The 22,533-nt window shown below is 64.6% G+C and carries 23 protein-coding genes; 4 read left to right on the top strand and 19 right to left on the bottom strand.

All coding sequences use genetic code 11. The annotated features are described in order from the left end of the window. Positions 1–17: 17 nt before the first annotated feature. Complete coding sequence (locus tag H7K34_RS09190) at positions 18–509, bottom strand: DUF2231 domain-containing protein (protein WP_264061559.1); 492 nt, start codon at positions 507–509, stop codon at positions 18–20. A gap of 244 nt (positions 510–753) precedes the next feature. Between H7K34_RS09190 and H7K34_RS09185 the strand changes: the two genes are divergently transcribed. Then, positions 754–1,503, top strand: coding sequence for a VIT1/CCC1 transporter family protein (locus H7K34_RS09185; RefSeq protein WP_372510718.1), 750 nt, complete (start codon positions 754–756; stop codon positions 1,501–1,503). Between the two features lie 70 nt (positions 1,504–1,573). Here H7K34_RS09185 and H7K34_RS09180 read toward each other — a convergent pair whose 3' ends face one another. Next, positions 1,574–2,110 (bottom strand): hypothetical protein, encoded by a 537-nt coding sequence (locus H7K34_RS09180; protein WP_264061558.1) that lies wholly within the window; start codon positions 2,108–2,110, stop codon positions 1,574–1,576. Between the two features lie 272 nt (positions 2,111–2,382). Between H7K34_RS09180 and H7K34_RS09175 the strand changes: the two genes are divergently transcribed. Beyond that, positions 2,383–2,988: a DUF5134 domain-containing protein gene (locus H7K34_RS09175; RefSeq protein WP_264061557.1), complete on the top strand. Its 606-nt coding sequence runs from the start codon at positions 2,383–2,385 to the stop codon at positions 2,986–2,988. A 10-nt stretch (positions 2,989–2,998) separates the two neighbouring features. Here the strand turns inward: H7K34_RS09175 and H7K34_RS09170 are convergent, their stop codons facing one another. From H7K34_RS09170 to H7K34_RS09150, 5 genes are all read right to left on the bottom strand, one after another. After that, entirely contained in the window at positions 2,999–4,294 is a 1,296-nt protein-coding gene (locus H7K34_RS09170) for a fatty acid desaturase family protein (protein ID WP_264061555.1), read from the bottom strand. 84 nt (positions 4,295–4,378) lie between these two features. Next, complete coding sequence (locus H7K34_RS09165; protein WP_264061554.1) at positions 4,379–5,530, bottom strand: ferredoxin reductase; 1,152 nt, start codon at positions 5,528–5,530, stop codon at positions 4,379–4,381. Positions 5,531–5,685: 155 nt separating this feature from the next. Next, a complete protein-coding gene (locus H7K34_RS09160) occupies positions 5,686–6,198 on the bottom strand; it encodes a DUF6912 family protein (protein WP_264061553.1) in 513 nt (170 codons plus the stop codon). A gap of 2 nt (positions 6,199–6,200) precedes the next feature. Beyond that, positions 6,201–7,064 (bottom strand): polyphosphate kinase 2, encoded by an 864-nt coding sequence (gene ppk2 / locus H7K34_RS09155; RefSeq protein WP_264061551.1) that lies wholly within the window; start codon positions 7,062–7,064, stop codon positions 6,201–6,203. 46 nt (positions 7,065–7,110) lie between these two features. Further along, on the bottom strand, positions 7,111–8,520 hold the full coding sequence (locus H7K34_RS09150; protein WP_264061550.1) for a WS/DGAT/MGAT family O-acyltransferase: 1,410 nt from the start codon (positions 8,518–8,520) through the stop codon (positions 7,111–7,113). A 238-nt stretch (positions 8,521–8,758) separates the two neighbouring features. Between H7K34_RS09150 and H7K34_RS26615 the strand changes: the two genes are divergently transcribed. Continuing rightward, a complete protein-coding gene (locus tag H7K34_RS26615; protein WP_264993209.1) occupies positions 8,759–9,244 on the top strand; it encodes an Rv3235 family protein in 486 nt (161 codons plus the stop codon). 3 nt (positions 9,245–9,247) lie between these two features. On the opposite strand, the gene H7K34_RS09140 is transcribed toward H7K34_RS26615, so the two are convergent. The 9 genes from H7K34_RS09140 to H7K34_RS09100 all read right to left on the bottom strand — a co-directional run bounded on the left by H7K34_RS09140 (position 9,248) and on the right by H7K34_RS09100 (position 19,359). Next, positions 9,248–10,405, bottom strand: a complete 1,158-nt coding sequence (locus H7K34_RS09140; RefSeq protein ID WP_264061548.1) for a cation:proton antiporter — start codon at positions 10,403–10,405, stop codon at positions 9,248–9,250. Positions 10,406–10,409: 4 nt separating this feature from the next. Further along, complete coding sequence (locus H7K34_RS09135) at positions 10,410–10,892, bottom strand: cation:proton antiporter regulatory subunit (RefSeq protein WP_264061547.1); 483 nt, start codon at positions 10,890–10,892, stop codon at positions 10,410–10,412. Positions 10,893–11,014: 122 nt separating this feature from the next. Further along, a complete protein-coding gene (gene mddA, locus H7K34_RS09130; protein ID WP_264061546.1) occupies positions 11,015–11,770 on the bottom strand; it encodes a methanethiol S-methyltransferase in 756 nt (251 codons plus the stop codon). Positions 11,771–11,838: 68 nt separating this feature from the next. Then, on the bottom strand, positions 11,839–13,407 hold the full coding sequence (locus H7K34_RS09125; protein WP_264061545.1) for an HD domain-containing phosphohydrolase: 1,569 nt from the start codon (positions 13,405–13,407) through the stop codon (positions 11,839–11,841). A 31-nt stretch (positions 13,408–13,438) separates the two neighbouring features. Continuing rightward, the gene (locus tag H7K34_RS09120; RefSeq protein WP_264061544.1) at positions 13,439–14,185 is read right to left on the bottom strand and encodes a hypothetical protein; all 747 of its coding nucleotides are present in this window, start codon (positions 14,183–14,185) and stop codon (positions 13,439–13,441) included. A 64-nt stretch (positions 14,186–14,249) separates the two neighbouring features. Continuing rightward, positions 14,250–17,093 carry a preprotein translocase subunit SecA gene (secA, locus tag H7K34_RS09115; protein WP_264061543.1) on the bottom strand — a complete coding sequence of 948 codons (2,844 nt, stop codon included), beginning with the start codon at positions 17,091–17,093 and terminating at the stop codon, positions 14,250–14,252. A 136-nt stretch (positions 17,094–17,229) separates the two neighbouring features. Then, entirely contained in the window at positions 17,230–17,904 is a 675-nt protein-coding gene (hpf, locus tag H7K34_RS09110; RefSeq protein ID WP_372510722.1) for a ribosome hibernation-promoting factor, HPF/YfiA family, read from the bottom strand. A gap of 335 nt (positions 17,905–18,239) precedes the next feature. Continuing rightward, the gene (locus tag H7K34_RS09105; RefSeq protein ID WP_264061539.1) at positions 18,240–18,872 is read right to left on the bottom strand and encodes a ComF family protein; all 633 of its coding nucleotides are present in this window, start codon (positions 18,870–18,872) and stop codon (positions 18,240–18,242) included. Positions 18,873–18,909: 37 nt separating this feature from the next. Continuing rightward, a complete protein-coding gene (locus H7K34_RS09100; protein ID WP_264061538.1) occupies positions 18,910–19,359 on the bottom strand; it encodes a MarR family winged helix-turn-helix transcriptional regulator in 450 nt (149 codons plus the stop codon). 193 nt (positions 19,360–19,552) lie between these two features. On the opposite strand from H7K34_RS09100, the gene H7K34_RS09095 reads away from it, so the two are divergent. After that, on the top strand, positions 19,553–20,446 hold the full coding sequence (locus H7K34_RS09095) for an SDR family oxidoreductase (RefSeq protein ID WP_264061537.1): 894 nt from the start codon (positions 19,553–19,555) through the stop codon (positions 20,444–20,446). On the opposite strand, the gene H7K34_RS09090 is transcribed toward H7K34_RS09095, so the two are convergent. From H7K34_RS09090 to H7K34_RS09080, 3 genes are read right to left on the bottom strand one after another with little or no spacing between them, the layout of a single operon-like run. Further along, positions 20,395–20,754 carry a non-heme iron oxygenase ferredoxin subunit gene (locus H7K34_RS09090; protein ID WP_264061536.1) on the bottom strand — a complete coding sequence of 120 codons (360 nt, stop codon included), beginning with the start codon at positions 20,752–20,754 and terminating at the stop codon, positions 20,395–20,397. The genes H7K34_RS09095 and H7K34_RS09090 overlap by 52 nt on opposite strands. A 33-nt stretch (positions 20,755–20,787) precedes the next feature. Then, positions 20,788–21,285, bottom strand: coding sequence for an aromatic-ring-hydroxylating dioxygenase subunit beta (locus H7K34_RS09085; protein WP_264061535.1), 498 nt, complete (start codon positions 21,283–21,285; stop codon positions 20,788–20,790). Continuing rightward, a complete protein-coding gene (locus H7K34_RS09080; protein ID WP_264061534.1) occupies positions 21,282–22,448 on the bottom strand; it encodes an aromatic ring-hydroxylating dioxygenase subunit alpha in 1,167 nt (388 codons plus the stop codon). The genes H7K34_RS09085 and H7K34_RS09080 overlap by 4 nt, the downstream gene beginning before the upstream one ends. Between the last annotated feature and the right edge of the window lie 85 nt (positions 22,449–22,533).

Below are 22,533 nucleotides of genomic sequence, written 5' to 3'. Positions count from 1 at the left end.
TGGCTATGGGTACCAGCCTATTTGGCTGACTTCTGCTCGAGATGCGCTATCTCGTTGCCCCACACCGATTGTGCACCCGCATCGCCGATGCGATAGGTCTGGATCATCGTTGCGATGCCCACGGTGATGCTAAGAATCGCGATGGACACGTTGATAACTCGGTGACGCGGTCCAGATCGCCGCTCAACACGACGCAGCGCGAGTAGGCCCGCCGCAACGATCAATAAGGCAACTGTGAAATAGATCATGGTGGAACCCAGTTCGGCGTGCTGACGCAGGACCGCGGAGGGGTTGTGTCTCAAGTCATAGAGCCATTCGCCGGCATTCGTTGTGATCGGCGTCAGGACCACTGTCGCAGCGGCGAGGATGCCGGTGAACCAGACCAGATGTCCTCGTCTAGCGGCGGGCCACAGAGCGCAGATGATCTCTAGGAGTGCCGTCAACGGCGCAAGCACGACGAGAAAATGCACGAATAGCAAATGCGCTGGCAGGCCATGAATCACCGTCATAGAAATCCTTTTCTGAGGGTGCCACACCGCGAGCGCCGAGGGGCTTGCGCTTCTCTGTTGCACCAGCTGGAACCGGCATCGTGCGACCGGGAGGCCGCGATCATAAAGTCCTCCTAACCGACCGAGGCAAGGCTAACTACAGCCCTGGCCTGCGAGTTTGATGAGGCTTCGCTTGCTGGCGCACCCGACAAATATGCGCTTGGCTGGGCGGCATGAGCGACGACCGACAACGCCGGAGCACCCGGTGAAGCCGACTCACGGCGAAGTAGACGCGGCGGTGGCCGGGGAATCGACACACACCGACGAGCCGCACGCCGACCACAGCTCCAGCCGCCTGAATAAGCTGCGCGCTGCAGTGCTGGGTGCCAATGACGGCATCGTCTCGGTGGCCGCCCTCGTGATCGGCGTGGCCGGTGCCACCTCACAACGGGGCCCGATCTTCACTGCCGGGCTGGCAGCCCTGGTAGGCGGCGCAGTCTCGATGGCACTGGGCGAATTTGTTTCGGTCTCAAGCCAGCGCGACAGCGAAACGGCCCAGCTGCTCATCGAACGCAACGAATTGCAACAGGTACCCGACGCCGAATTGGCTGAGCTAGCCGCTATCTACCAAAGCCGAGGTTTATCAGCTCGAACCGCGGCGCGGGTAGCCGAAGAGCTCACCGCGCACGATCCGCTGACCGCCCACGCTCACGCCGAGCTCAACATTGATCCCGACGATTTGGCGAACCCCTGGCAGGCCGCGGCTGCCTCAGCGGCCTCGTTCATCGTCGGTGCGCTGCTGCCACTCGTCGCTATCCTGTTGCCTCCCAACGCATGGCGGGTTCCGGTGACCTTTATCGCCGTGCTCGCCGCGCTGGCGCTCACCGGGGTGCTCAGCGTCCGGATCGGTGGCGGCAGCGCATGGCGGGCAGTCCTGCGCGTCGTACTCGGCGGCGCAGTGGGACTGGGGTTTACCTACGGCATCGGATGTCTTTTCGGCACCGCGGTCCACTAGTGCCGCACCCCTAGCAATATTGGTGCCCAGCAACCTCTTTGGCGCTGGCGTGGATCAGCGCCCAGTCGAATCAGAGCCAGCCGGTGCGGGCGGCGGCGACCGGCTCAGCAGGAGCGGGAGCTAGCTTGCCGTCCCGCACGCCGTCGAGCATCCGTTTGACCGCGGCGACGATCTCCGGTGCCGCCGCAGCGAGTCCCGTAAGATCGGCTTCGGTGACTTCATCGGTGTCGACACCCGCCCGGGCCAGCACGGCGGCCGGGTCGGCCAACTCACCCGCCAGCCAGGCGACCGGGTCGGCGGACAGCTCGGGAACAAAGTTTCGGCGTCCGGGTTCCCAGCCGTTGAACCGAGGGTGGTGATGGGCCCGGTCCAGCGTCCCGGGCGGGCTCTCGGTGGACCCGAATAGATCCACCCGCCACACCGGGCGGTTGAACGCAATCGGGATGCCCGCATAGATCGACCCGTGTGGCTCGGCCTTATCGACCAGGCGGAGTTCCAGCCTGACTCCCCGTTCCGGGGTTTCTTGACCTTCGTTGGGGGTCGGGTCGACGAAAAACATGTCCCCGACGACTACACCCATGGATTCGAATCCGAACGCTGCGAGCATCGCGCACCTTTCTTCGTACCTCCTCAAGGGTAGACCTATTCCGTCGCCAGCCGGGACCGGCCAATCGTCGCCCCGGTGTCCGGGACATAGACAGAGTGGGGCGACGACTCTCGCCGAAATCAGCGACCGAATTACCTGGCACCGCGGACCAACTCGGCATGAACCCGGCAGCGTCGCGGTCCCGGGATTCGGCGCGCGGTGCGGCCGCGTTGCTTGACCTTGGTACCCTACGGGGGTACCGTTCGCCGCATGCTCAAAGGTGCGGCCAGCTCTTGATCGGCGACCCCACGCTGCGGTGGATCGTTACCGTACTCTTCGGCGTCAGTGTTGCGACCTACATCTATACCCTTGTCGCGCAACGTGACCGATCAACGAGCACCGTCAGCCACGTATTGCACCTGGCGATGGCGACGGCCATGATCCTGATGGCCTGGAGCATCGACATGGCCGTCCCGGTAATCGTGCCGATGATCTTCTTCGTTTTAACGGGTGCCTGGTTTGTGCGCGCCGCCGGACAAATCTCCTCAACGGTCAGCGTGCGATTGACCAACTCCTACTACGCCGTGATGACGGCGGCGATGGTGTGGATGTACGCGGTGATGAGCGGCAACCTACCAGGCCAGACCACTCACCCACCATCGGATTCGCTGGCCATGAACATGCCCGAGATGGAAATGCCCGGACACGAACTATCCAGCGCACCAACCGGATCCGGGTGGATCACCACCGTCAACTGGATCGCGGCCCTCGGGTTCGCGGTCGTGGCGCTGTTTTGGTCATGCCGTTGCGCAGCCCGGCGGAAGTCCACGCGTTTGGAACCGCTCTATCAAGCGTGCGCTGCCGCCGGCACCGCGATGATGCTCTTTGCGCAGTTGTAGGCGTAAGGGCTTAGGCCGCCAGGTCGTCGGCGTCCTTGAGTAGCTGCTCCATTTTCTTCATGGCGCGCTTGTTGTGGCGCCAACCCCGAACGGTCGCGATCGCGGTCTTGAGCCCGCGGCGGCGACCGGTCTCCGGATCGGTACCGGCGAAATCGACGTCCAGTTCGGCGAACATCCGCTCGCTGCGGGTCTCCGGCGCGTTGTCGGCGTTGTCGCGCAAGTACTTGTCGGGCAGCGACAGTTTGGCTATCGTGCGCCACGTCTTGCCGTACTGCACCAGGAATGAGCCTGTGGTGTAAGGCAAGTCGTACTTGTCGCAGACCTGGCGCACCAGCACCGAGATCTCGTGCAGCCGATTGCTCGGCAGATCGGGGTACAGGTGGTGCTCGATCTGGTGGCACAGGTTGCCGCTCATGAAGCGCAGCAGCCACCCGCCTTCGAAGTTGGCACTGCCCAGCATCTGGCGCAAGTACCACTGGCCCTTCGTCTCGCCGATCATGTCGGTCTTGGTGAATTTCTCTGCGCCATCAGGGAAATGGCCGCAGAAGATCACGGCGTTGGCCCACACGTTGCGGATTACGTTGGCAACCGCGTTGGCCTTCAACGTGGACTTGTACGTCGCGCCGGGTGACAACGAGGTCAGCGCCGGGAACGCCACGTAGTCCTTCAGCAGCTGCCTGCTGGCCTTGGCGAAGAACTCCTCGGTTCGCTCCCGAGCTTCGTCCTGATCCATCCGCTTCTTGACGATCTTGCCGATCTCGACGTGCTGCAAGCCGACGCCCCATTCGAAGCCGATCGCCAGCATCGCGTTGTAGAACACGTTGAAGAGGTTGAAGCGCTTCCAGCGCTGATCGCGGGTGACGCGCAACAGGCCGTAGCCGACATCGTCATCCATCCCAAGGATGTTGGTGTACTTGTGGTGCACGAAGTTGTGGGTGTAGCGCCAGTGCTTGGACGACCCGCTCATGTCCCACTCCCACGTCGAGGAGTGAATCTCCGGGTCATTCATCCAGTCCCACTGGCCGTGCATGACGTTGTGGCCAATCTCCATGTTCTCGATGATCTTGGCCACGCCCAGGGTCACGGTGCCGGCCCACCACGCAGAGCGCCGCGAACCCGCGGCCAGCAGCACACGGCCGGTTACCTCCAGCGCGCGCTGGGCTGCGATGGTGCGACGGATGTAGCGGGCGTCCTGCGCGCCGCGTGAGTCTTCAACGTCCTGGCGGATAGCATCCAGCTCAACGCCCAGGGCTTCGATATCAGAGTCCGACAGATGTGCGAATACGTCGACGTCTGTGATCGCCATCGTTCTCACCTCCCGGCGGTCGATTCATGGTCCGTACCTACGCTATCGTAACCTACGACTGCGTAGGTTACCAATGAGTAGCATCTAAATGTCGAGCACGCAATTGCCGGACGCGGCGGAAATGCAGGTCTGCACCCGACTACCGGGCTCGTGTTCCTGCCCGGTCCGCAGATCACGCACGTGACCTTCCACCAGCGGCACCACGCACGACTGGCAGATACCCATCCGGCAGCCGAAGGGCATCTGGATTCCTGCGCCCTCCCCCGCATCCATCAGCGATGTCGCCGCATCGGCGGCCACCGTCCGACCGGCTCGGGCGAAGGTCACCGTTCCGCCGGCTCCGGCGGGTGCGGCCCTGGACACGGCGAATCGCTCGAGGTGCAGCCAGTCGCTAATGCCCGCGGCTGCCCAGACCTTCTCGGCCTGGGTGAGCATGCCCTCCGGCCCGCAGGCCCAGGTTTGACGTTCGCGCCAGTCCGGCACCTCGTCGTCGAGCAGGGCGAGGTCGAGCCTGCCCTGCGCCCGGGTCTCGCGTACCCGCAACCGGTAGCTGGGATGGGCGGACGCCAGGTCTGTTAATTCGGCGCCGAACATCACATCCGATTCTGTCGGCGCCGAATGAACGTGTTGGATGTCGCTAATTTGGTTGCGGCGCACCAATGTTCGCAACATCGACATCACCGGAGTGATTCCCGATCCGGCGGTGAGGAAAAGAATCGACGGCGGGGCAGGGTCGGGCAGCACGAAGTTGCCCTGCGGTGCGGCCAGCCGCACGATCGTCCCTGGCTCGACGCCGGCCACCAGGTGAGTGGACAAGAAGCCCTCCGGCATCGCCTTCACGCTGATCGTGACCGTGCGCTCGGGCCCCGACCCGGACTGCGCGACAGGGCTCGACGTCAGTGAGTACGACCGCCAGCGCCAGCGCCCGTCCACCAGCAATCCGATCCCGATGTACTGGCCAGGCTCATAGTCGAAGCTGAAGCCCCAGCCGGGTTTGATCACCAGGGTCGCCGAGTCCTCCGTCTCCCGACGGACCTGCAGAATGCGGCCCCGCAACTCCCGCGCCGACCACAGCGGGTTGGCCAGATGTAGATAGTCGTCGGGCAGCAGCGGCGTCGTGATGCGCGCGGCGATCTTGCGCAGCGCGTGCCAGCCGGGATGCCGCTCGGCCCCCACCACCATGGGGCGCTTGGTATCGACGACATGCGCGGTGATCGATTGGTATTTCCGACCCATAGGAAGCTCCTGCTCAGGCTGCGGGCGCTTAGCTTCCGCTCGACTTCTCGGAGGGCATTCGCGCCCGTCACACAAGGCTACGGTACCGTAAGTTACGGTATCTTATCCAGGCTCGCGGCACCGGACTGCGTCACACCGTCGACGCGTCGTGGTGTTCACAACAGGTCCAGCAGAAACGGCAGCTCCTGGTTCGCGTACCAGGCCAATTCGTGGTCTTGTGCGTCGCCGACGATCAAGTCGGCATCCTCATCCCCCAGGTCGGCGGCATCAATGGCCTCAATCGCCTGTGCGACGGCCTCCTCGGCGCCATCGTTGTCGACATAGGCGGCGATCACCCGGTCCAGCGGGACGGGCCCGGCGAGTCTGACCACCGCATCGTCGAGATCGGGACGGAAGGTGGCTCCGTCGACTTCAGCCGCCAGCACCGCGCGCCGCGGCCTTACCGTCTGGTCCTCGCCAGCGGCCAGCAGGCGCAGCGAGGCCAGCGCCGCCTCACGCAGCGCCACGTCGGCGAGCTCATCGTCATCGCCCTGGGCATAGGCCTCCCGCAGCGTCGGGGTCACCGCGAACGCGGTGCCGTTGACGGGTAGAAGCGAGCCATCGGCGACGAGCTGCTGCAACATCGCCAGCGTGGCCGGAATGTAAACCTGGATCGAGGCAGCGTCCATCGTTAGCGCTCGACCAAGGTGGCCGCGTAGTCGTCGACGTACTTCGACAGCTCGCGCGCCGGACGCTGGTAGTTACCAGTTATCACCGGCCGTTGCGGCAAGTCGACCTTCGGCTCTTCGACGTCGTGGTAGGAGATGCTGGAAAGCAGGTGGTGGATCATGTTCAGCCGTGCATGTTTCTTGATATCGGATTCCACTACGTACCAAGGACTTACCGGAGTATCGGTGTGCACCATCATCTCGTCTTTGGCGCGCGAATAGTCCTCCCATCGATATACCGATTCCAGGTCCATCGTGGACAGTTTCCAGCGCCGGACAGGGTCGTTGCGGCGCGCCCTGAAACGGCGCAGCTGCTCGGCCTCGGAAACCGAAAACCAGTACTTACGCAGCAGAATCCCCTCGTCGATCAGCATTTGCTCGAATATCGGCGTCTGCCGCAAAAACAGCGCATGCTCTTGCGGCGTGCAGAATCCCATCACCTTCTCGATGCCGGCGCGGTTGTACCACGATCGGTCGAACAGCACGATCTCGCCCTTGGTGGGCAAATGCGCGATGTACCGCTGGTAGTACCACTGTCCGCGTTCCCGATCGGTGGGAACGGGCAACGCGGCGATGTGGGCGGTGCGGGGGCTGAGGTATTCGGTGATCCGCTTGATCGCGCCACCCTTGCCCGCGGCGTCCCGCCCTTCGAAGAGGATCACGATCCGCGCGCCGGAATGCCGTACCCACTCCTGTAACTTCACCAATTCTGTTTGTAGCCGGAACAATTCGGCCTCATAGACGGCACCGGAGATCTTGGCTGCGCCTTGTGCGGATGATTTCTTATTCTTCGCCTTTGCCGGCGTGCCGTCTTTCGAGGTGCTCACATCAACGAATGGTAGATCCACATACGGCAATTTTCATCGCCGGCAGCTACCGGGACGCTTCGAGAAGTTCCTCAAGTGCTTGGTTCAACAACGCCGGCAGCAGGTTGACGTCGCTCATCGCATCACGGTCGGCGTTGATTCCGAAATACAGCGTGCCGTTGTAGGACGTGACACCGATGGCCACCGCCTGATTGTGCAGCAGCGGCGGCACCGCGTAGGTCTCCAGCAGTTTGGTGCCGGCGACGTACATCTGCGACTGAGCTCCGGGCGCATTCGTGATCAGCAAATTGAACAAGCGCGCCGAGAAGCTGGTGGCGACCCGGATGCCCATGGCATGCAGGGTGGGAGGCGCAAAGCCCGACAACGTGACGATGGTCCTGGCGTCGACCAGGCGGGAGGCGGACGGATTCGATTCGGTGGCGTGCGCGATCTGCGACAGCCGCACCACGGCGTTTCCCTCGCCCACCGGCAGGTCGACCAGGAACGGGCTGACCTGGCTGATCATCTGGCCCGGGCCAGTCGAGTCGTGTTGACCCTCGGCATAGATCGAAAGCGGTGCCATCGCCCGGATAGTCGCGCTCGACGACACCGCTTCCCCGCGCGACATCAGCCAGTTACCCAAGGCGCCGGTCACGACGGCCAGCACCACATCGTTGATGTCGCAGTCGTAGCGCGCGCGCACCGCGCGGTAGTCCTCAAGTCTCCCGCGGGCGACGGTGAACCGTCGATGGCGCGAAACGGTGGCGTTGAGTGGGCTGCTGGGTGCGGTCCCACGCGCGACCGTGCGGGCGATGTCGTAGACCCGGCGACCCACGTTGACCAATTCGCCGTAGTTCGTCGCCAATCCGGCCATCGCGGATCCGACGGCCTGCATCTGCGCGCCCGGCCCTACCACCCAGTCGGTGACCGCCCCGACCAGCAGCCGGGTCGAGCCGGGTTCCCGTTCGGGGATCCAGATGTCTTCGGGAAAGGGCGCCGGCTGCCGCGTCCGGTCGGCGATCACGTGGCCGATCTCCAGCGCGGTCATCCCGTTGATCAGGGCCTGGTGCGACTTGGTGTATAGGGCGACGCGGTTCCCGGCGAGGCCCTCGACCAGGTACATCTCCCACAGCGGCCGCGTCTTGTCCAGCGGCCGTGCGGCCAGCCGGGCAATCAGCTCGTGCAGCTGCTCATCGCTGCCCGGCGACGGCAGCGCCGAGCGCCGCACGTGGTAGGTGATGTCGAAATCGCCGTCGTCGATCCACACCGGCCTGGCCATGCCGACCCGCACTTCGCGGACCTTCTGGCGGTAACGCGGAATTTGCGGCAGCCGCTGTTCGACGGCGGCTAGCAGTGTCTCGTGGCTCAGCCCGGCGCGCGGACGCTGCAGGATGGACAGCGATCCGACGTACATTGGGGTGGCGCTGTTCTCCAGCCGATAGAAGGAAGCGTCCGATGGGGACAACCGGGTCACCATTGCGGGCCTGGCCTCCTAGGTCAATCCTTCGCGTTCCCCATGCTCTCGCCCACGGTAATCGTCCGCTAGGGCGCAACACGGCGCGGGTACACGCGATGTCGAATTATGCGATGATGATTGGCAATTGAAGATCAATTGTCTGTCACTCTCCTGCAGACTGCTCGTTCATCGACGACTTGGAGAGTGCGTGTCGACTATCAGCCCCGAAAGCCCGCCCGCCCGTGATGCTTTCGCCGTCGTGCCTGTCGTCGAGTACGAACCGCCACCCAGCGTCTCCGGGTGCCAGCAGTCGACCGTGTCGCGCCGAACCGGCGCCACGCCGCGCCGCCCCTATAGCGGGCGAGCGGTCAGGCCAGGCGAGCCGACGGCGGCGGCCCGGTCCGCCGCAATGCGCCAGGCCGCGATCTTCGCCGACGCCGCGCTGCGCCGGGTGCTGGAAGTCATCGACCACCGCCGTCCGGTCACCCAGCTCCGGGGACTGCTGGTACCCGGCCTGGTCGACTCAGTGCTGTCGGTCAGCCACTGTGCATCCGGACGCCAGGGTGCCGCGGTGCTGCGCCGGATGCGGCTGCAACCCGCCGGGTACCGGGTTCCGGAGCACGCGGCAGAGGTATTCGGCTCGTACAGCCGCGGGGATCGCATCCATGCCATCGCCGCGCGGGTGGAGAAGCTGCCGCTTAGCGGCGGTACCCGCTGGCAGGTGGTGGCCCTGCACATCGGTTGAGCGCTAGGCCAGCGATCCGGCTCCCACCCGCGGCGAGCCGCCGGAGAATCGGGCCAGTACCGGACCCAGGATCGCCATCACGAACACGTACGCCGTTGCCAGCGCGGCCACCGTGGGGAGCGCGGTACCGACCAATCCGATGATGATCAAGGAGAATTCACCCCGCGCGACCAGCGCGGTGCCGGCTCGCAACTGCCCGCGCCGGGCCACGCCGTCGCGCCGGGCGGCGACCATTCCGGTGGCTACCTTCGTCGCAGCGGTGACGACGGCGAGCACCAGTGCCGCCGGAAGCATCGGAAGTAGTTCTTTCGGGTCCACCTGCAGACCGATCGCTACGAAGAAAATCGCGGCGAAAAGGTCACGGAGCGGACCCAGCACCTTGCGCGCCCGCTTCGCGGTGTCACCGGTCAGGGTTAGCCCGACCAGGAATGCGCCGACGGCCGCCGAGGCGTGCAGCGACTCCGCCAGCGCCGCCACCATCAGCGTGATTCCCAGCACCCGCAGCAGCAGCTGCTCGGAGTCGGCGTGTGCCACCAGCCGGCCCATGTGATGACCCCAGTAATACGACGCGAAGAACGCAGCGAAGAGAGCACCGATCGCGACGACCATTCCGGCGACCGCCTCCAGCCCGGTGCCGCCGGACGCGAGCACGGCGAACAGCGGCAGGTATGCGGCCATCGCGAAGTCCTCGAGTACCAGCACCGAGAGCACGGCCGGCGTTTCGCGGTTACCCAGCCGTTGCAGGTCCTCGAGCAGGCGCGCGATCACTCCCGAGGAGGAGATGTAGGTGACGCCGGCCAGCGCCAGGATCGCGACCCCGTTGAACCCGAGCAGCCATCCCACCACCGCCCCGGGCGTGGCGTTGAGCACCACATCGACGCCGGCCGACGGCAGATGGTGGCGCAAGCTGGCGGCGAATTCGGTCGCGGAGAACTCCAGTCCCAGGGTCAGCAGCAGCAGGACGACGCCCAGCGGTGCGCCCGTCATGATGAAGTCGTCGGCGGCGGCCACCGGCCAGATGCCGCCTTTGCCCAGCGAAAGACCCGCCATCAGGTAGACGGGGATCGGCGACAATGCGAATCGTCGCGAGACGGCGCCCATGATCGCCAGCGCGGCCAGGAGAGCGCCGAGCTGAAACAGCAGCGCCCCCGAAACCTGCACTGGCTCAGCCTTTGTCGATGATCTGCTCGACTGCGGCGATGCCTTCGTCGGTGCCAATGACTATCAAAACGTCGCGCTCCCGCAGCATCTCGGCGGGACCCGGTGAGGCAAGCACGTCTTCGTCGCGCACGATCGCGACGATCGACGCCCCGGTCCGGGTGCGAGCCTGGGTGTCACCCAGCGGCCGGTCGACGAACGGGCTGCCCGGTTCGATGTCGACCTGCCCGGCCTCGAGGCCGGGCACTTCGCGGGTCAGCTCGGTGAATCGCTCGGCAATGCGGGGAGCGCCCAGGATCTGGGCCACGGTATCGGCCTCTTCGTCGGTGAGGTGGAACAGCGGCCGGGCCTGGTCGGGATCATCGGAACCATACAGAACGATGTCGAAGTCGCCGCCGCGCCGCGCGACGATGCCAATCCGGTCGCCCTGGTGGCTGACGAACTCGTATCGCAGACCGACGCCCGGCAGCAACACCTCCTTGACATCCATATCCGCAACATACCGGGAATGCGCAACGAAAATCCGCACGGATCGCGGCGATACAGACCGATCTCATATGCCCCCGCAAGCGGGTGGCCGCATCTGGAACGGATCGCGACGCTGCTCGAGGGTTAGTGCTGACCCGCGGCCGCATTCGGGTGCCTGCGCGTCCCCGGCACCAGCGCCGGCACCTCGGCGCGGTAGGCACGGTATTGATCGCCGAGTGCCTCGACCAGGTCGTGCTCTTCCAGCCGCAAAGCGATCAGGATGTAAGCCGTTGTGGCGACGCTGAACAGCAGGTGCCCGACCGTCATCACCGGTGTCGCCCAGAACCCGATCAGGAAACCCAGCATCAGCGGGTGGCGCACCAAACGGTACAGGTACCTAACACGAAAGTCCAAGTTGCGGTATGGCTTTCCACGCCAGGCCAGGTACACCTGGCGCAGCCCGAACAGGTCGAAGTGGCTGACCATGAAAGACGAGAAGAACACTGTGGCCCAACCGAGCCAGAACAACACCCATCCCAACACCTGTGCCGCCGGCAGGCTCACGTCCCAAACGATGCCAGGCAGCATCCGCCACTGCCAGTAGAGCAGCAGCAGCGCCGCACTTGCCAGCGCCACGTAGGTGCTGCGCTCGATCGAGACGGGCACAATCCGGGTCCACAATTTCTTGAACGCGGGCCGTGCCATGACGCTGTGCTGAATTGCGAAGACACCAAGCAGCGCAACGTCGATCAGCACCGCCAGGCCGACCGGCGACGAGAGCGCGTGGTCGACACTGCGTGGCACCCAGATGTTGCCCACGAATCCGATCGCGTACCCGAACGACACCAAGAACAGCAGATAGGCCACTGCGCCATAACAGACCGTCAAATATCGACTCATGGGATCGATTGTCCGCCGAATTCCGGGTAAGGGAATGGGGCGATTGCCTCAATTCCCGTCGAGAGCGGTCATGTGATCGACAACCCCTGTTGTAACGCATACATGCTGGCGCCGATGCGATTTGAGACGCCGATCTTCGCGTACGTTCGCTCGACATGGTTGCGGGCGGTCTTCTCGCTGATCACCAGCGCCGCCGCGATCTCCTTGTTGGACGCCCCGCGAGCGACCAGGCAGAGCACCTCGATCTCGCGTGGGGTGAGCCCGTCCGGCCGCGACTTCGGCCTTTGCGCCGACTGTCCCGCCGCATGCAGCACCGCTTCGACGGCGACGGGGTCGAGGTCACCGGCACGGACCCGCTCGTGCAGCCGCTGCATCGCCGCGCCGGGTGTTAGCTCGCCTCGGTATGGTCTTGGCTCGCAACCAGATTGGTAGCAGACCGCCGCTGCCAGGATGCGGTCGGGCAGGCTCAGCGCGGTCCCGGCAAGCCCGCGTGGGTATCCCGAACCGTTCAGGCATTCATGGTGGTTGCCGGCGACTTCCGCCAGCCGCCCGAGGCCGCGGACCTGGTTGAGGATCCGCACGGTGAGATAGGGATGCAGCCGCACCCGCTCGAATTCGCCCGCGGTCAACGACCCCGGTTTGGACCAGATTTGATTCGACACACCGATGCGACCCAAGTCATGGACGTGGCCCGCGCGTCGGGTCAGGGCCGCCGAGCCGTCATCGAGGCCGGCCGCGAGAGCCGCGTCGCCGGCAAGCGCGGCCACCGCACGCGAATGCCCAAGGGTGAATGGGCATTTGAGGTCGACGAAGTCTCCGAACGCGACTAGGAGTGCGTCCAGCGCGTTGTCGTCAAGCCGCTGGCGGCGATCGGGTGCCTCCTGCAATGCGGCCGCCCATGCATCGCCGGGAGCCGGGCCGGCCAAGATCGCCTCGGCAGATTGGACGAACGTGTCGACGACCTTCGGGTCGAACTGGCCGGCCCGGCGGCTGCGAGCCATGGCCACGGCACCCTCGACCCCGTATGCGCGGTGGTGCACCTCGATCATCTCGGCAAGCTGAGCGACCCGCATTTGTATCGGGATGTCGCCGCCGTGCGCGCCGGTGGGCAGCCCGCCACCGTCGTAACGCTCGAAAGCGAACGCCAGCGACGCCTGGACGTCGGGGCCCAGGCCGATTCGATCCGCCAGCAGCGCCGCGGAGGTGCAGTGCGAATGGATCAGCCGGGACAACTGGCCGCGCGCATTGGCGAACAGTGTTGCCATCATGACCAACCGCTGCGTCAACGGCTGACCGCGACCGATGTTGCCCATCAGGAACCGCCAGTACGGCAGCCCCGACCAGTCCACCAGGTACGAGTCATGCCGCACCGCGATGTCGTCGCCGAACCACCGCGCATATTCATGGGAGTCGGCATGACACCCGATCCACATGATCAACGTCGTGTAGTAGACGCAATCCCGTTGCGCGTCGCTAAGTCCCAATCGATTAGCGAGCCGGGTCGCGATCATCGCCGAGCGCAACATGTGCTCGGCGGGCTGCCCCAGGCCAAGGTCGATTGCCACCGACAGCGCCGCCAGCAGCTCCGCCCGGCTGGGCGTCTCGCCCGCCGCCGACTCGGTGATGTGCGACGCCATCGGCTCATTGTCCCCTTCAGTTGCGTCCGGGTCAGCAAATCGAAATTGTGCGTTCCACGGCGCGATGGCGGCTCGGGTCGAAAGTGTCCAGACGACCACCCCCAACGACGAAAAACCCGCGTTGTGGGGCCCAGAAGTCGCCCAGGCGGGCTTGCGTGCCCAGCGGCTCGACTGGGCCGAGGCCCTCGCCCCGCCACACCGCGCGCGACCGGGTGACGGCCCAGAATCGTTTGGGGGCGATCATGAATCGCTGTCCGTTCGGGGCTCTGCCGGATAGCCGAACCCGCCCGGCGCCCAGCATCGGTCCGGCGACCCGCGACAGAGCGCGCAGGGCCGCCCGGTTGGTCCATGTCCGTTCGGGTAGCCGGGACGCGATCCCGCTGATCAACCGTGTTGACGCGGCGGTCCCGAGATCGAGATGCCATTCGAGCAAGCCCTCAATGCCGACGTACAGCGACCACGGGCTAACCCACGCGACGTCGATGTCGCACTGCACCGCGTCGCTTGGCGTGGCAGCGCTGAAGTAGCGGGAGCAACTGAGCTCTCCGGGGCTTGTCGCGTAAAACGTCCACACCCCGGCGGGGTCGCGATGCCACACCGACCGGTAGCCCGGCGCGAACGACGCCGTGGGTATACAGCGCAGCGCGAGGTAGTGCCCGCTGGCAAAGGGAAGCCCCAAAACTCCGAAGCCGGCGAATCTTTCGTCGTCGCCGGGGGGCAACGCGGGATCATGCAGGACGGCCGAAGCAGCATCGGCGGGAGTGTGCAACGTGGTCATGCAGCGATGTTGCGTGGCGAGGCCACGCCGGCGCATGAGGCTTATGCCTCAAATCAACAGCGAGCTAGCGCTTCTTGACCGACTTCGGCGGCTTGGTGCCCCGGCCTTGTTGGCGTGCGGCAGCGCGGCGCTCGCGCCGGCTGGCGCCGGCAGGCACTCCGGCCGGAGTCTTCTGCGTTCCACCGCCGTTGCGCTGGACTTCCGCCGAACCGTCCTCTGCCGGACCGGAATACGTCAGAGCAGGCGCATCGTTGTCAATACCTTTGGCACGCAACGTACTTGCAGCCTGCTCGCGCGGCGCGGTGGGCGCAGCTTCCTCCCGCTGTTCATCGGCAGCGGCCGTCGACGTCCCCAATTCCGCCAGCCCAGCCGGGGTTTCCACCGGAGCGACCCGGGGAGAAGGCACCGCCTCCACGGTCACGTTGAACAAGAAGCCGACCGACTCCTCCTTCATGCCGTCGAGCATCGCCATGAACATGTCATAGCCCTCGCGCTGGTATTCGACCAGCGGGTCGCGCTGCGCCATCGCGCGCAGCCCGATGCCCTCCTTGAGGTAGTCCATCTCGTAGAGGTGCTCACGCCACTTGCGGTCGATGACGTTCAGCAAGACATTGCGTTCCAGCTGCCGCATCGCACCCTCGCCGGCGATTTCCTGCAGCTCGGCTTCCCTTGTGGCATAAGCCTGTTCGGCGTCTTTAACCAGCGCATCGAACAGCTCGTCGCGGGTGAGATCGTCATGCTCGGAGTCGGCGTCTCGACGGGTCAGGCTCTCGTGCGCGATCCCGACCGGGTACAGCGTCTTGAGCGCCGACCACAACGCGTCAAGGTCCCAATCCTCGGCGTAGCCTTCGGCGGTCGCGCCATCCACATACGCGGTGATCACATCGCGGACCATGTCGAACGCCTGCTCCTGCAGATTCTCGCCTTCGAGAATCCGACGGCGTTCGGCGTAGATCACCATGCGCTGCTGGTTCATTACCTCGTCGTACTTCAGAACGTTCTTGCGGACCTCGAAGTTCTGCTGCTCGACCTGTGTCTGGGCGCTCTTGATGGCGCGGGTGACCATCTTGGCTTCGATCGGCACATCGTCAGGCAGGTTCAGCCGGGTCAGCAGGGACTCCAGCGCCGCACCGTTGAACCGTCGCATCAGCTCGTCGCCCAGCGACAGATAGAAGCGGGATTCGCCAGGGTCGCCCTGCCGGCCGGAGCGGCCGCGCAACTGGTTGTCGATACGCCGCGACTCGTGACGCTCGGTGCCCAGCACGTACAGGCCGCCGGCCTCGATCACTTCCTCGGCCTCTTTGCTGGCCTCTTCCTTGACCCGGGGCAGCTCCTCGTGCCAGGCCGCGTCGTACTCCTCGGGCGTCTCCACCGGATCGAGGCCCTGCTCACGCAGTCGCTGGTCGGCGAGGAAGTCGACGTTGCCGCCCAGCACGATGTCGGTACCGCGGCCGGCCATGTTGGTGGCGACGGTGATGCCGCCCCGGCGGCCGGCCACCGCGATGATGCCGGCTTCCTGCTCGTGGTACTTCGCGTTGAGCACGTTGTGCGGGATGCGGCGCTTGGTGAACTGGCGCGACAGGTACTCCGAGCGCTCGACGCTGGTAGTACCAATCAGGACCGGCTGGCCCTTCTCGTAACGTTCCGAAACGTCGTCGACGACCGCGATGTACTTGGCTTCCTCGGTCTTGTAGATCAGATCGGACTGATCCTCGCGGATCATCTCCTTGTTGGTCGGGATGCCGACCACGCCCAGCTTGTAGATCTCGTGTAGCTCGGCGGCCTCGGTCTGGGCGGTACCGGTCATGCCCGCGAGCTTGTCGTAGAGCCGGAAGTAGTTCTGCAGCGTGATCGTCGCCAGCGTCTGGTTCTCGGCCTTGATCTCGACGTGCTCCTTGGCCTCGATGGCCTGGTGCATGCCTTCGTTGTAACGACGGCCGACCAGGACGCGGCCGGTGAACTCGTCGACGATCAGCACTTCGCCGTCGCGCACGATGTAGTCCTTGTCGCGGTTGAACAGCTCTTTGGCCTTCAGCGCGTTGTTCAGGTAGCTGACCAGCGGCGAGTTAGCGGCCTCGTAGAGGTTGTCGATGCCGAGCTGGTCCTCGACGAACTCCACCCCGAGCTCGTGCACACCGACAGTGCGTTTACGCAGGTCAACCTCGTAGTGGGTGTCCTTGTCCATCAACGGGGCCAACCGGGCGAACTCGAGGTACCAGTTGGACGCACCGTCGGCGGGCCCGGAAATGATCAGCGGCGTGCGGGCCTCGTCGATCAGGATGGAGTCCACCTCGTCGACGATGGCGAAGGTGTGCCCACGCTGCACCAGGTCGTCCAGCGAGTGCGCCATGTTGTCGCGCAGGTAGTCGAAGCCGAACTCGTTGTTGGTGCCGTAGGTGACGTCGGCGTTGTAGGCCACCCGACGCTCGTCGGGTGTCATGTTGGCCAGGATCACCCCGACCTGCAGACCGAGGAAGCGGTGCACCCGGCCCATCCACTCGCTGTCACGTTTGGCCAGGTAGTCGTTGACGGTGACGACGTGCACGCCGTTGCCGGCCAGTGCATTGAGGTAGGCGGGCAACACACAGGTCAGGGTCTTTCCCTCACCGGTCTTCATCTCGGCGACGTTGCCCAGGTGCAGGGCCGCGGCACCCATCACCTGCACGTCGAAGGGGCGCTGGTCCAGCACCCTCCAGGCGGCCTCGCGGGCCACCGCGAACGCCTCGGGCAGCAGGTCATCGAGGACTTCGCCGTCCTCGAGGCGCCTGCGGAACTCGTCGGTCTTGGCCCGCAGCTCGGCGTCGGTGAGTTTTTCGACGTCGTCGGACAAGGTGTTGACATAGTCGGCCACCCGCTTGAGGCGCTTGACCATGCGACCTTCACCGAGGCGCAGCAGCTTTTCCAGCACAGCTATGTCCCCTGTTGGTAGGAGTCGTCTTCGTTAAAGCGACTCCCATGGTAGGGGACGACGCCGTGGTGACCGCCGTAGCGGCGATCGCAAGCGCGGCACCGCCGGGTGCAGCGGGTCGCCGTCCGAGGACCCGTCAGGACAGCCGGATCAGTCCGTAGTCATATGCGTGGCGGCGGTAGACCACCGACGGTCGCTCGCTCTGCTTGTCGTAGAACAAGAAGAAGTCATGTCCGACAAGTTCCATCTCGTAGAGCGCGTCGTCAACCGACATCGGGGTGGCCTGGTGTTCTTTGGTGCGCACCACCCGCCCCGGCTGGTGGTCGTCGTCGCCGGTGTCGTGTTGGTGCGCGTCGGCGGACGCGGTGTTACCGAAAGTCTTCTCTGGCGGTGGGACCACCGCGGTGGCCTCGGCCAGTGACACAGGGGTCTTTTCGCCGTAATGGACCTTGCGGCGATCCTTGCCACGGCGCAGCCGGCTCTCCAGCCGGACCACCGCGGATTCGAGTGCGGCATAGAAGCTGTCGGCGCACGCCTCGCCACGAACTACCGGCCCACGGCCCCGCGCGGTGATCTCCACGCGCTGACAGGACTTACGTTGGCGACGGTTGCGTTCATGCTTGAGTTCGACGTCGAAGAGGTAGATAGTCTTGTCGAATCGTTCCGCGCGGGCGAGTTTCTGCGAGACGTAGATGCGGAAGTGATCGGGAATCTCGACATTGCGGCCTTTGAAGACGACCTCGGCGGTGGCTGTCGGTTCCTGCGCGTCGATGCCTACCGGCGGTTCGTCCAGCAGCTGAGTGGAATCCACGGTGAGTCTTGACATACGTGACAACTCATTTCTCTTTTCACGTCGCACGCGCCTGCGTGCCGGATCATTTGAATGAGCGCCGACGGGGTTCGCGCGGTTGCGGCCGCAGGCAGCCCGCCGGTGCAAGGTGTCGAATGCTCACCCCCTCCGCACTTGGCGTCTCAACCTGGGAAATCACGACCCGTGAGTCGGAACCGGTGAGTCCCGAAGAGTTCTTGAACGTTGTCCTCGACGTTAGCTCGTGTTCGCCCTGCCGTGCCACCAATTTGATGAACCCGTAGCGAGTTCTTCACGTCTTCTTGGCTATTTCACTGGTTTACGGCGAGATCGGCGATTCAGGCGACGGCGATCGCCAGCACCGCGGTCACCCGGACCCCGGCGGCGCACAGCACCCGGACCGATTCGCGCGCCGTGGCGCCGGTCGTGACGATGTCGTCAACGAGCAGGACCTCGGTGAGCGGCCGCCGGCCCCGCAGCAGCACCCGGCCCGCGACGTTGCGCTCGCGCTCGGCGGTCCCCAGACCCACCGAGTCACGAGTGAGCGCCCGCATGCGTAGGGCCGACACCACGGCGACGTCCGGGTGCCGGGCCATCGCGAGCGTTGCCAACCGGGTGACGGGATCGCCGCCGCGCCGGCGTGCCACCGAACGCCGGGTCGGCGCGGGCACGATCGTCAACGGCGTTGCGACGATCCCCCAGGCCAGCAACCGATGTACGCCGACTGCCAGCGCTTGGGCCAGCGGCGCGACCAGGTCGCCGCGCCCGTGCTCCTTCATCCCGAGGATCGCCTGACGACGGGCACCGGCGTAGCGCCCGAGCGCGAACACCGGTGCTTGCGCGTCGACTCGCGGACTGACCAGGCGCGGTTCGTCGGGCTTGACGACGAACTCCATGGCGCACGCGCCGCACCAGCGGGTCGACGGAGCCCCGCAGCCGCCGCATTCGGTCGGCAGGATCAAATCAAGCACGCCGCCATTGTCGCCACCGGGGCTGACAGCTGACCCGCTAGTGGTTCGCCTTCTCGATGATGGACTGCAGCATCTTGTGCGTGGACCGGGCGCGATTCGCCGACAAGTCGAACTTCTCGCTGATCGCCTGATAGATCCCGTTGGCGCTCGCGCGCAGCCGCTCGCCTTCGCGGGTCAGACCGACGATGACACTGCGCTCGTCGTCGGGGCTACGGGTGCGCCGGAGGAACCCGCGCTTTTCGAGTCGCTTCAGCAACGGGGTCATCGTCCCGTAGTCGAGTTGCAGGAGTTCGACCAGCTCGCCGACGGTCCGGTCGTCCTGCTCCCACAATGCCGCCAGCACAAGGTATTGCGGATACGTCAAGCCAAGAGGCTCGAGCAGCGGGCGGTACGTGGCGGTGACCGCCCGCGATGCCGCGTGCAACGCGAAGCAGACCATGTCGTTGAGCCGTACCTCGTCGGTCTTGGGCGATGGCGCGGCGTTCATAGCTGCACATTCTAGCCAAAGTCACTAGGGATTCGAGTGACTCGTAGCCAAGGCTTCTGCGGCGGTGTTCCACGCCACATTGCCTGGTATCCAATCTATTGGTACGCAGGTATCTAGTGCGCTAGTTACTTTCAGGAGCCCCTGTTGGCGAGTGCCCGCACGATTCGTAGATGTCAGAGAGTGAGGAGCAGGTATGTCATCGAAGGTGTGGTTCATCACCGGGGTTTCCCGTGGCTTCGGCCGCCTGTGGGCGCTGGCCGCATTGGAACGGGGCGACAAGGTTGCGGCTACCGCGCGCGATACGTCCACCGTGGCCGACCTTCAACAGCGCTTCGGCGACGCGCTACTGCCGCTCGAGCTGGATGTGAACGACCGCGAGGCGGGCTTCGCCCGTGTCGCACAGGCCCATGCGCACTTCGGCCGGATCGACGTCGTGGTGAACAACGCCGGGTTCGGGCAATTCGGCTTCATCGAGGAACTCTCCGAGAGCGATGTCCGCGACCAGATGGAGACGAACTTCTTTGGCGCCGTGTGGATAACGCAGGCAGTATTGCCCTTCCTGCGCGAGCAGGGCAGTGGGCACATCGTTCAGGTCTCATCGACCGGCGGCCTCTTTTCCGGTCCCAATCTGGGTCTGTACTGTGCATCCAAATTCGCTATGGAGGCGTTCAGCGAGTCCCTGGCTTTCGAGGTCCAACCCTTTGGCATCCACGTGACACTGGTCGAGCCCGGGATTTTCGCCACCGACTGGGCCGGATCGTCGGCCAAACGCGCCACCCCGTTGCCGGCTTACGCCAAACGCCATCCGGACGCGGACGCGTTTGTGCGTAACATTCTGGGCGAGCCAAGTGATCCGGAAGCGACCGCGCCCGCGCTGCTGGCCGTCGTCGACGCCGAAAAGCCGCCGCTGCGCATCATCCTCGGCCGCACAATGCTGCCGACCGTCAAGCACATCTACCAAGACCGGATCACCGCCTGGGAGGAATCCGAGCACATCGCCGGCCAGATCCCGGCCGCCGGGGGGCTCACCTTGCCCTACTCGGGCGATGACAAGTCTGCGGCCGCATCTACAGCGGCGCTGTCGTGATCGTCGGGGATGTCGATCATCACCCGACCGTCGCGCACCACTACGGGGTAGGTTCTGAGCGCGGTGAGGGCGGGAAGGCATAGCGGACGGCCGTCGCGAATATCGAAGCGCGCCTGGTGAAGTGGGCAGACTACCTGGTAGCCCTCGAATTCGCCGTCCTCGCCCAACGACCATTGTTCGTGACTGCAGGAGTCCTGAGTAGCGTAGAACTCACCTGCAACGCGAAAAATCGCGACATCCGGCGCGCCGAGCGCCGGCCGGCCATCACCATCAGCGAGTTCCTGTGTGCTGCAGGCTAATATAAGCATGATTTGCGCTAATCCTCCATCTGTATCGCGCCTTCAGAGGATGATGCTGATCTTGCCGTGGGGGTCCAACACGTCGTGATCCAGCGTGGCTTTGCGGCGCTGGATCTTAAAACCTTCAGCGGTAGCGGCCAAGACGTAATGATATCGACCCACATAGCTCACCTCAACGCCACGCTGTATCCGAAAGACGACGAAATTCGCAGCGACGCTCAGCTCGCCGTCAGTGCGAGAAATGATGCGCACGTTGGTGATCAGTCGTCGTGTCCTGGAATGCGGAAACTCGGCGTGCGCGGTCGGCTTTTGTAAGCGGATCACCCTTTGCTCGAGCATCGGGCGTAGATCACGAATCAGCGCAAAGCTTTCCTCGAGCGCCTCGTCGGGGCGGTCGGTTGCCGGCACCTCATACACACAGTCCATCGTGAACAGATCCAGCCACTCCCCCAAGCGCCATTCGTCGAGCAGCGCTGCTTCGTGATACAGGAAGTCCTCGACATCTGCGCGGGAGACCAGCGCAAGCGCCACGCTGGTCATCGCACACCGCTTGCCGCGGATCGCTGCTCTACGCCGAGGTAGGAGGTGTCATACCGCGGCCCTTCGTGACGTGCGGGTTGACCGGTTAGCGCGGTATTCCACTGCCGCCAAAAGGCTCGCATCTGCAATTCGTCGACGACGGTGGGCTCAGCGGCGCCCATTCCCCGCGAAACATCGGACCACTGAACCTCTTTCACCGCAGAGAATCCGCGCTGACACTGCTCGAGTCCTTCGACATCGTCCGGAGTCGCCAGGCCCGCAGGCCCCCAGAAACTCATCGCGTTGTCTAAGCGGTAGGACAACACATCGGCGGGTATATCGGTGGGAATCAATTGCCAGCCGGTGATTTCGGTTCGGTCGGGCGCAGTGGGGAACATGGTGCGCACCTGGATGCCGAAGTTTAGGTCGATCACGGCCATGTTCGGAAACACGATCAGGTTGCGGCTGGTATTGAGCATCCGCTTCGTGTGAGATTCGCCCAGCCGGGCGACAAAATCGGCGCGTCGTTGCGAGATGGCGGACAGAATCTTCTCGGACGCGATCGGCATGCCGAGTTCGGGGCCTTCGATTACGGCGTGGCCATTCCCCAGCGACACCGCCCGGCCGTTGCCCTGTTCGGCCGCCAAGCCCGGGGTGACCCCCATGCTGAGCATCATTTCGAAATATGTCTGGTGAACGCTGAACCCGTGATAGCCGTCGCAACTGTTTTCCATTAAGAGCTTCCAGTTGGCGTTCATCGAGTAATAGTGGGTCCCCGACACGATCTGCATACCGGCCAAAGACTGGTCTGCCACCAGATCGAACACGTAACGCGCGTCGGCAAGATAGGTCTGCAGCTCGGGAGCGTCCGGGCCATAGGTGATGAAGGTAAAACCACGGTAACTTTCGCAACGGGGGCGGCACAGTCCATGGTCCGCCTTGCGAAAGCCCGCACTGTAGGCATCGTCGCCGGGCACGCTGATCAGTGCACCGGTGTCGTCGTAGGCCCACCCGTGGTAGAAGCAGGTGAAGACCTTCCGGTTGCCCCGAGGTTCGCGACACACTTCAGCGCCGCGATGTCGACAGGTGTTGAGCATGACGCGGATCTGACCGTGTCGGTCGCGGCTGTAGATTACCTCCCTGCCCCCAACCCTGCGGGTCTGAAAATCGTTGGGGTGAGGCACTTCTGATTCATGTCCGACATAAGCCAGCAGCGATTGAAGATCCGATCCTGTTCGAGCTCAACTATCTCCGGGGAGGTGAATACTG

The organism is Mycobacterium montefiorense (assembly GCF_025823255.1).
Lineage (GTDB): Bacteria > Actinomycetota > Actinomycetes > Mycobacteriales > Mycobacteriaceae > Mycobacterium > Mycobacterium montefiorense.
Note: the sequence above shows the minus strand (reverse complement) of the source record. Positions and strands in the feature narration are given on the sequence as shown.

Bases quoted from the DNA above. Each gene is read 5' to 3' on its own strand.
- H7K34_RS09170 (WP_264061555.1), bottom strand. From the start codon at position 4,294: ATGGCGATCACAGACGTCGACGTATTCGCACATCTGTCGGACTCTGAT.
- H7K34_RS09090 (WP_264061536.1), bottom strand. From the start codon at position 20,754: ATGCTTATATTAGCCTGCAGCACACAGGAACTCGCTGATGGTGATGGC.
- H7K34_RS09190 (WP_264061559.1), bottom strand. From the start codon at position 509: ATGACGGTGATTCATGGCCTGCCAGCGCATTTGCTATTCGTGCATTTT.
- mddA (WP_264061546.1), bottom strand. From the start codon at position 11,770: ATGAGTCGATATTTGACGGTCTGTTATGGCGCAGTGGCCTATCTGCTG.
- H7K34_RS09085 (WP_264061535.1), bottom strand. From the start codon at position 21,285: ATGACCAGCGTGGCGCTTGCGCTGGTCTCCCGCGCAGATGTCGAGGAC.
- H7K34_RS09125 (WP_264061545.1), bottom strand. From the start codon at position 13,407: ATGGCGTCGCACATCACCGAGTCGGCGGCGGGCGAGACGCCCAGCCGG.
- H7K34_RS09180 (WP_264061558.1), bottom strand. From the start codon at position 2,110: ATGCTCGCAGCGTTCGGATTCGAATCCATGGGTGTAGTCGTCGGGGAC.
- H7K34_RS09135 (WP_264061547.1), bottom strand. From the start codon at position 10,892: ATGGATGTCAAGGAGGTGTTGCTGCCGGGCGTCGGTCTGCGATACGAG.
- H7K34_RS09120 (WP_264061544.1), bottom strand. From the start codon at position 14,185: ATGACCACGTTGCACACTCCCGCCGATGCTGCTTCGGCCGTCCTGCAT.
- H7K34_RS09095 (WP_264061537.1), top strand. From the start codon at position 19,553: ATGTCATCGAAGGTGTGGTTCATCACCGGGGTTTCCCGTGGCTTCGGC.
- H7K34_RS09100 (WP_264061538.1), bottom strand. From the start codon at position 19,359: ATGAACGCCGCGCCATCGCCCAAGACCGACGAGGTACGGCTCAACGAC.
- H7K34_RS09160 (WP_264061553.1), bottom strand. From the start codon at position 6,198: ATGGACGCTGCCTCGATCCAGGTTTACATTCCGGCCACGCTGGCGATG.
- H7K34_RS09165 (WP_264061554.1), bottom strand. From the start codon at position 5,530: ATGGGTCGGAAATACCAATCGATCACCGCGCATGTCGTCGATACCAAG.
- H7K34_RS09150 (WP_264061550.1), bottom strand. From the start codon at position 8,520: ATGGTGACCCGGTTGTCCCCATCGGACGCTTCCTTCTATCGGCTGGAG.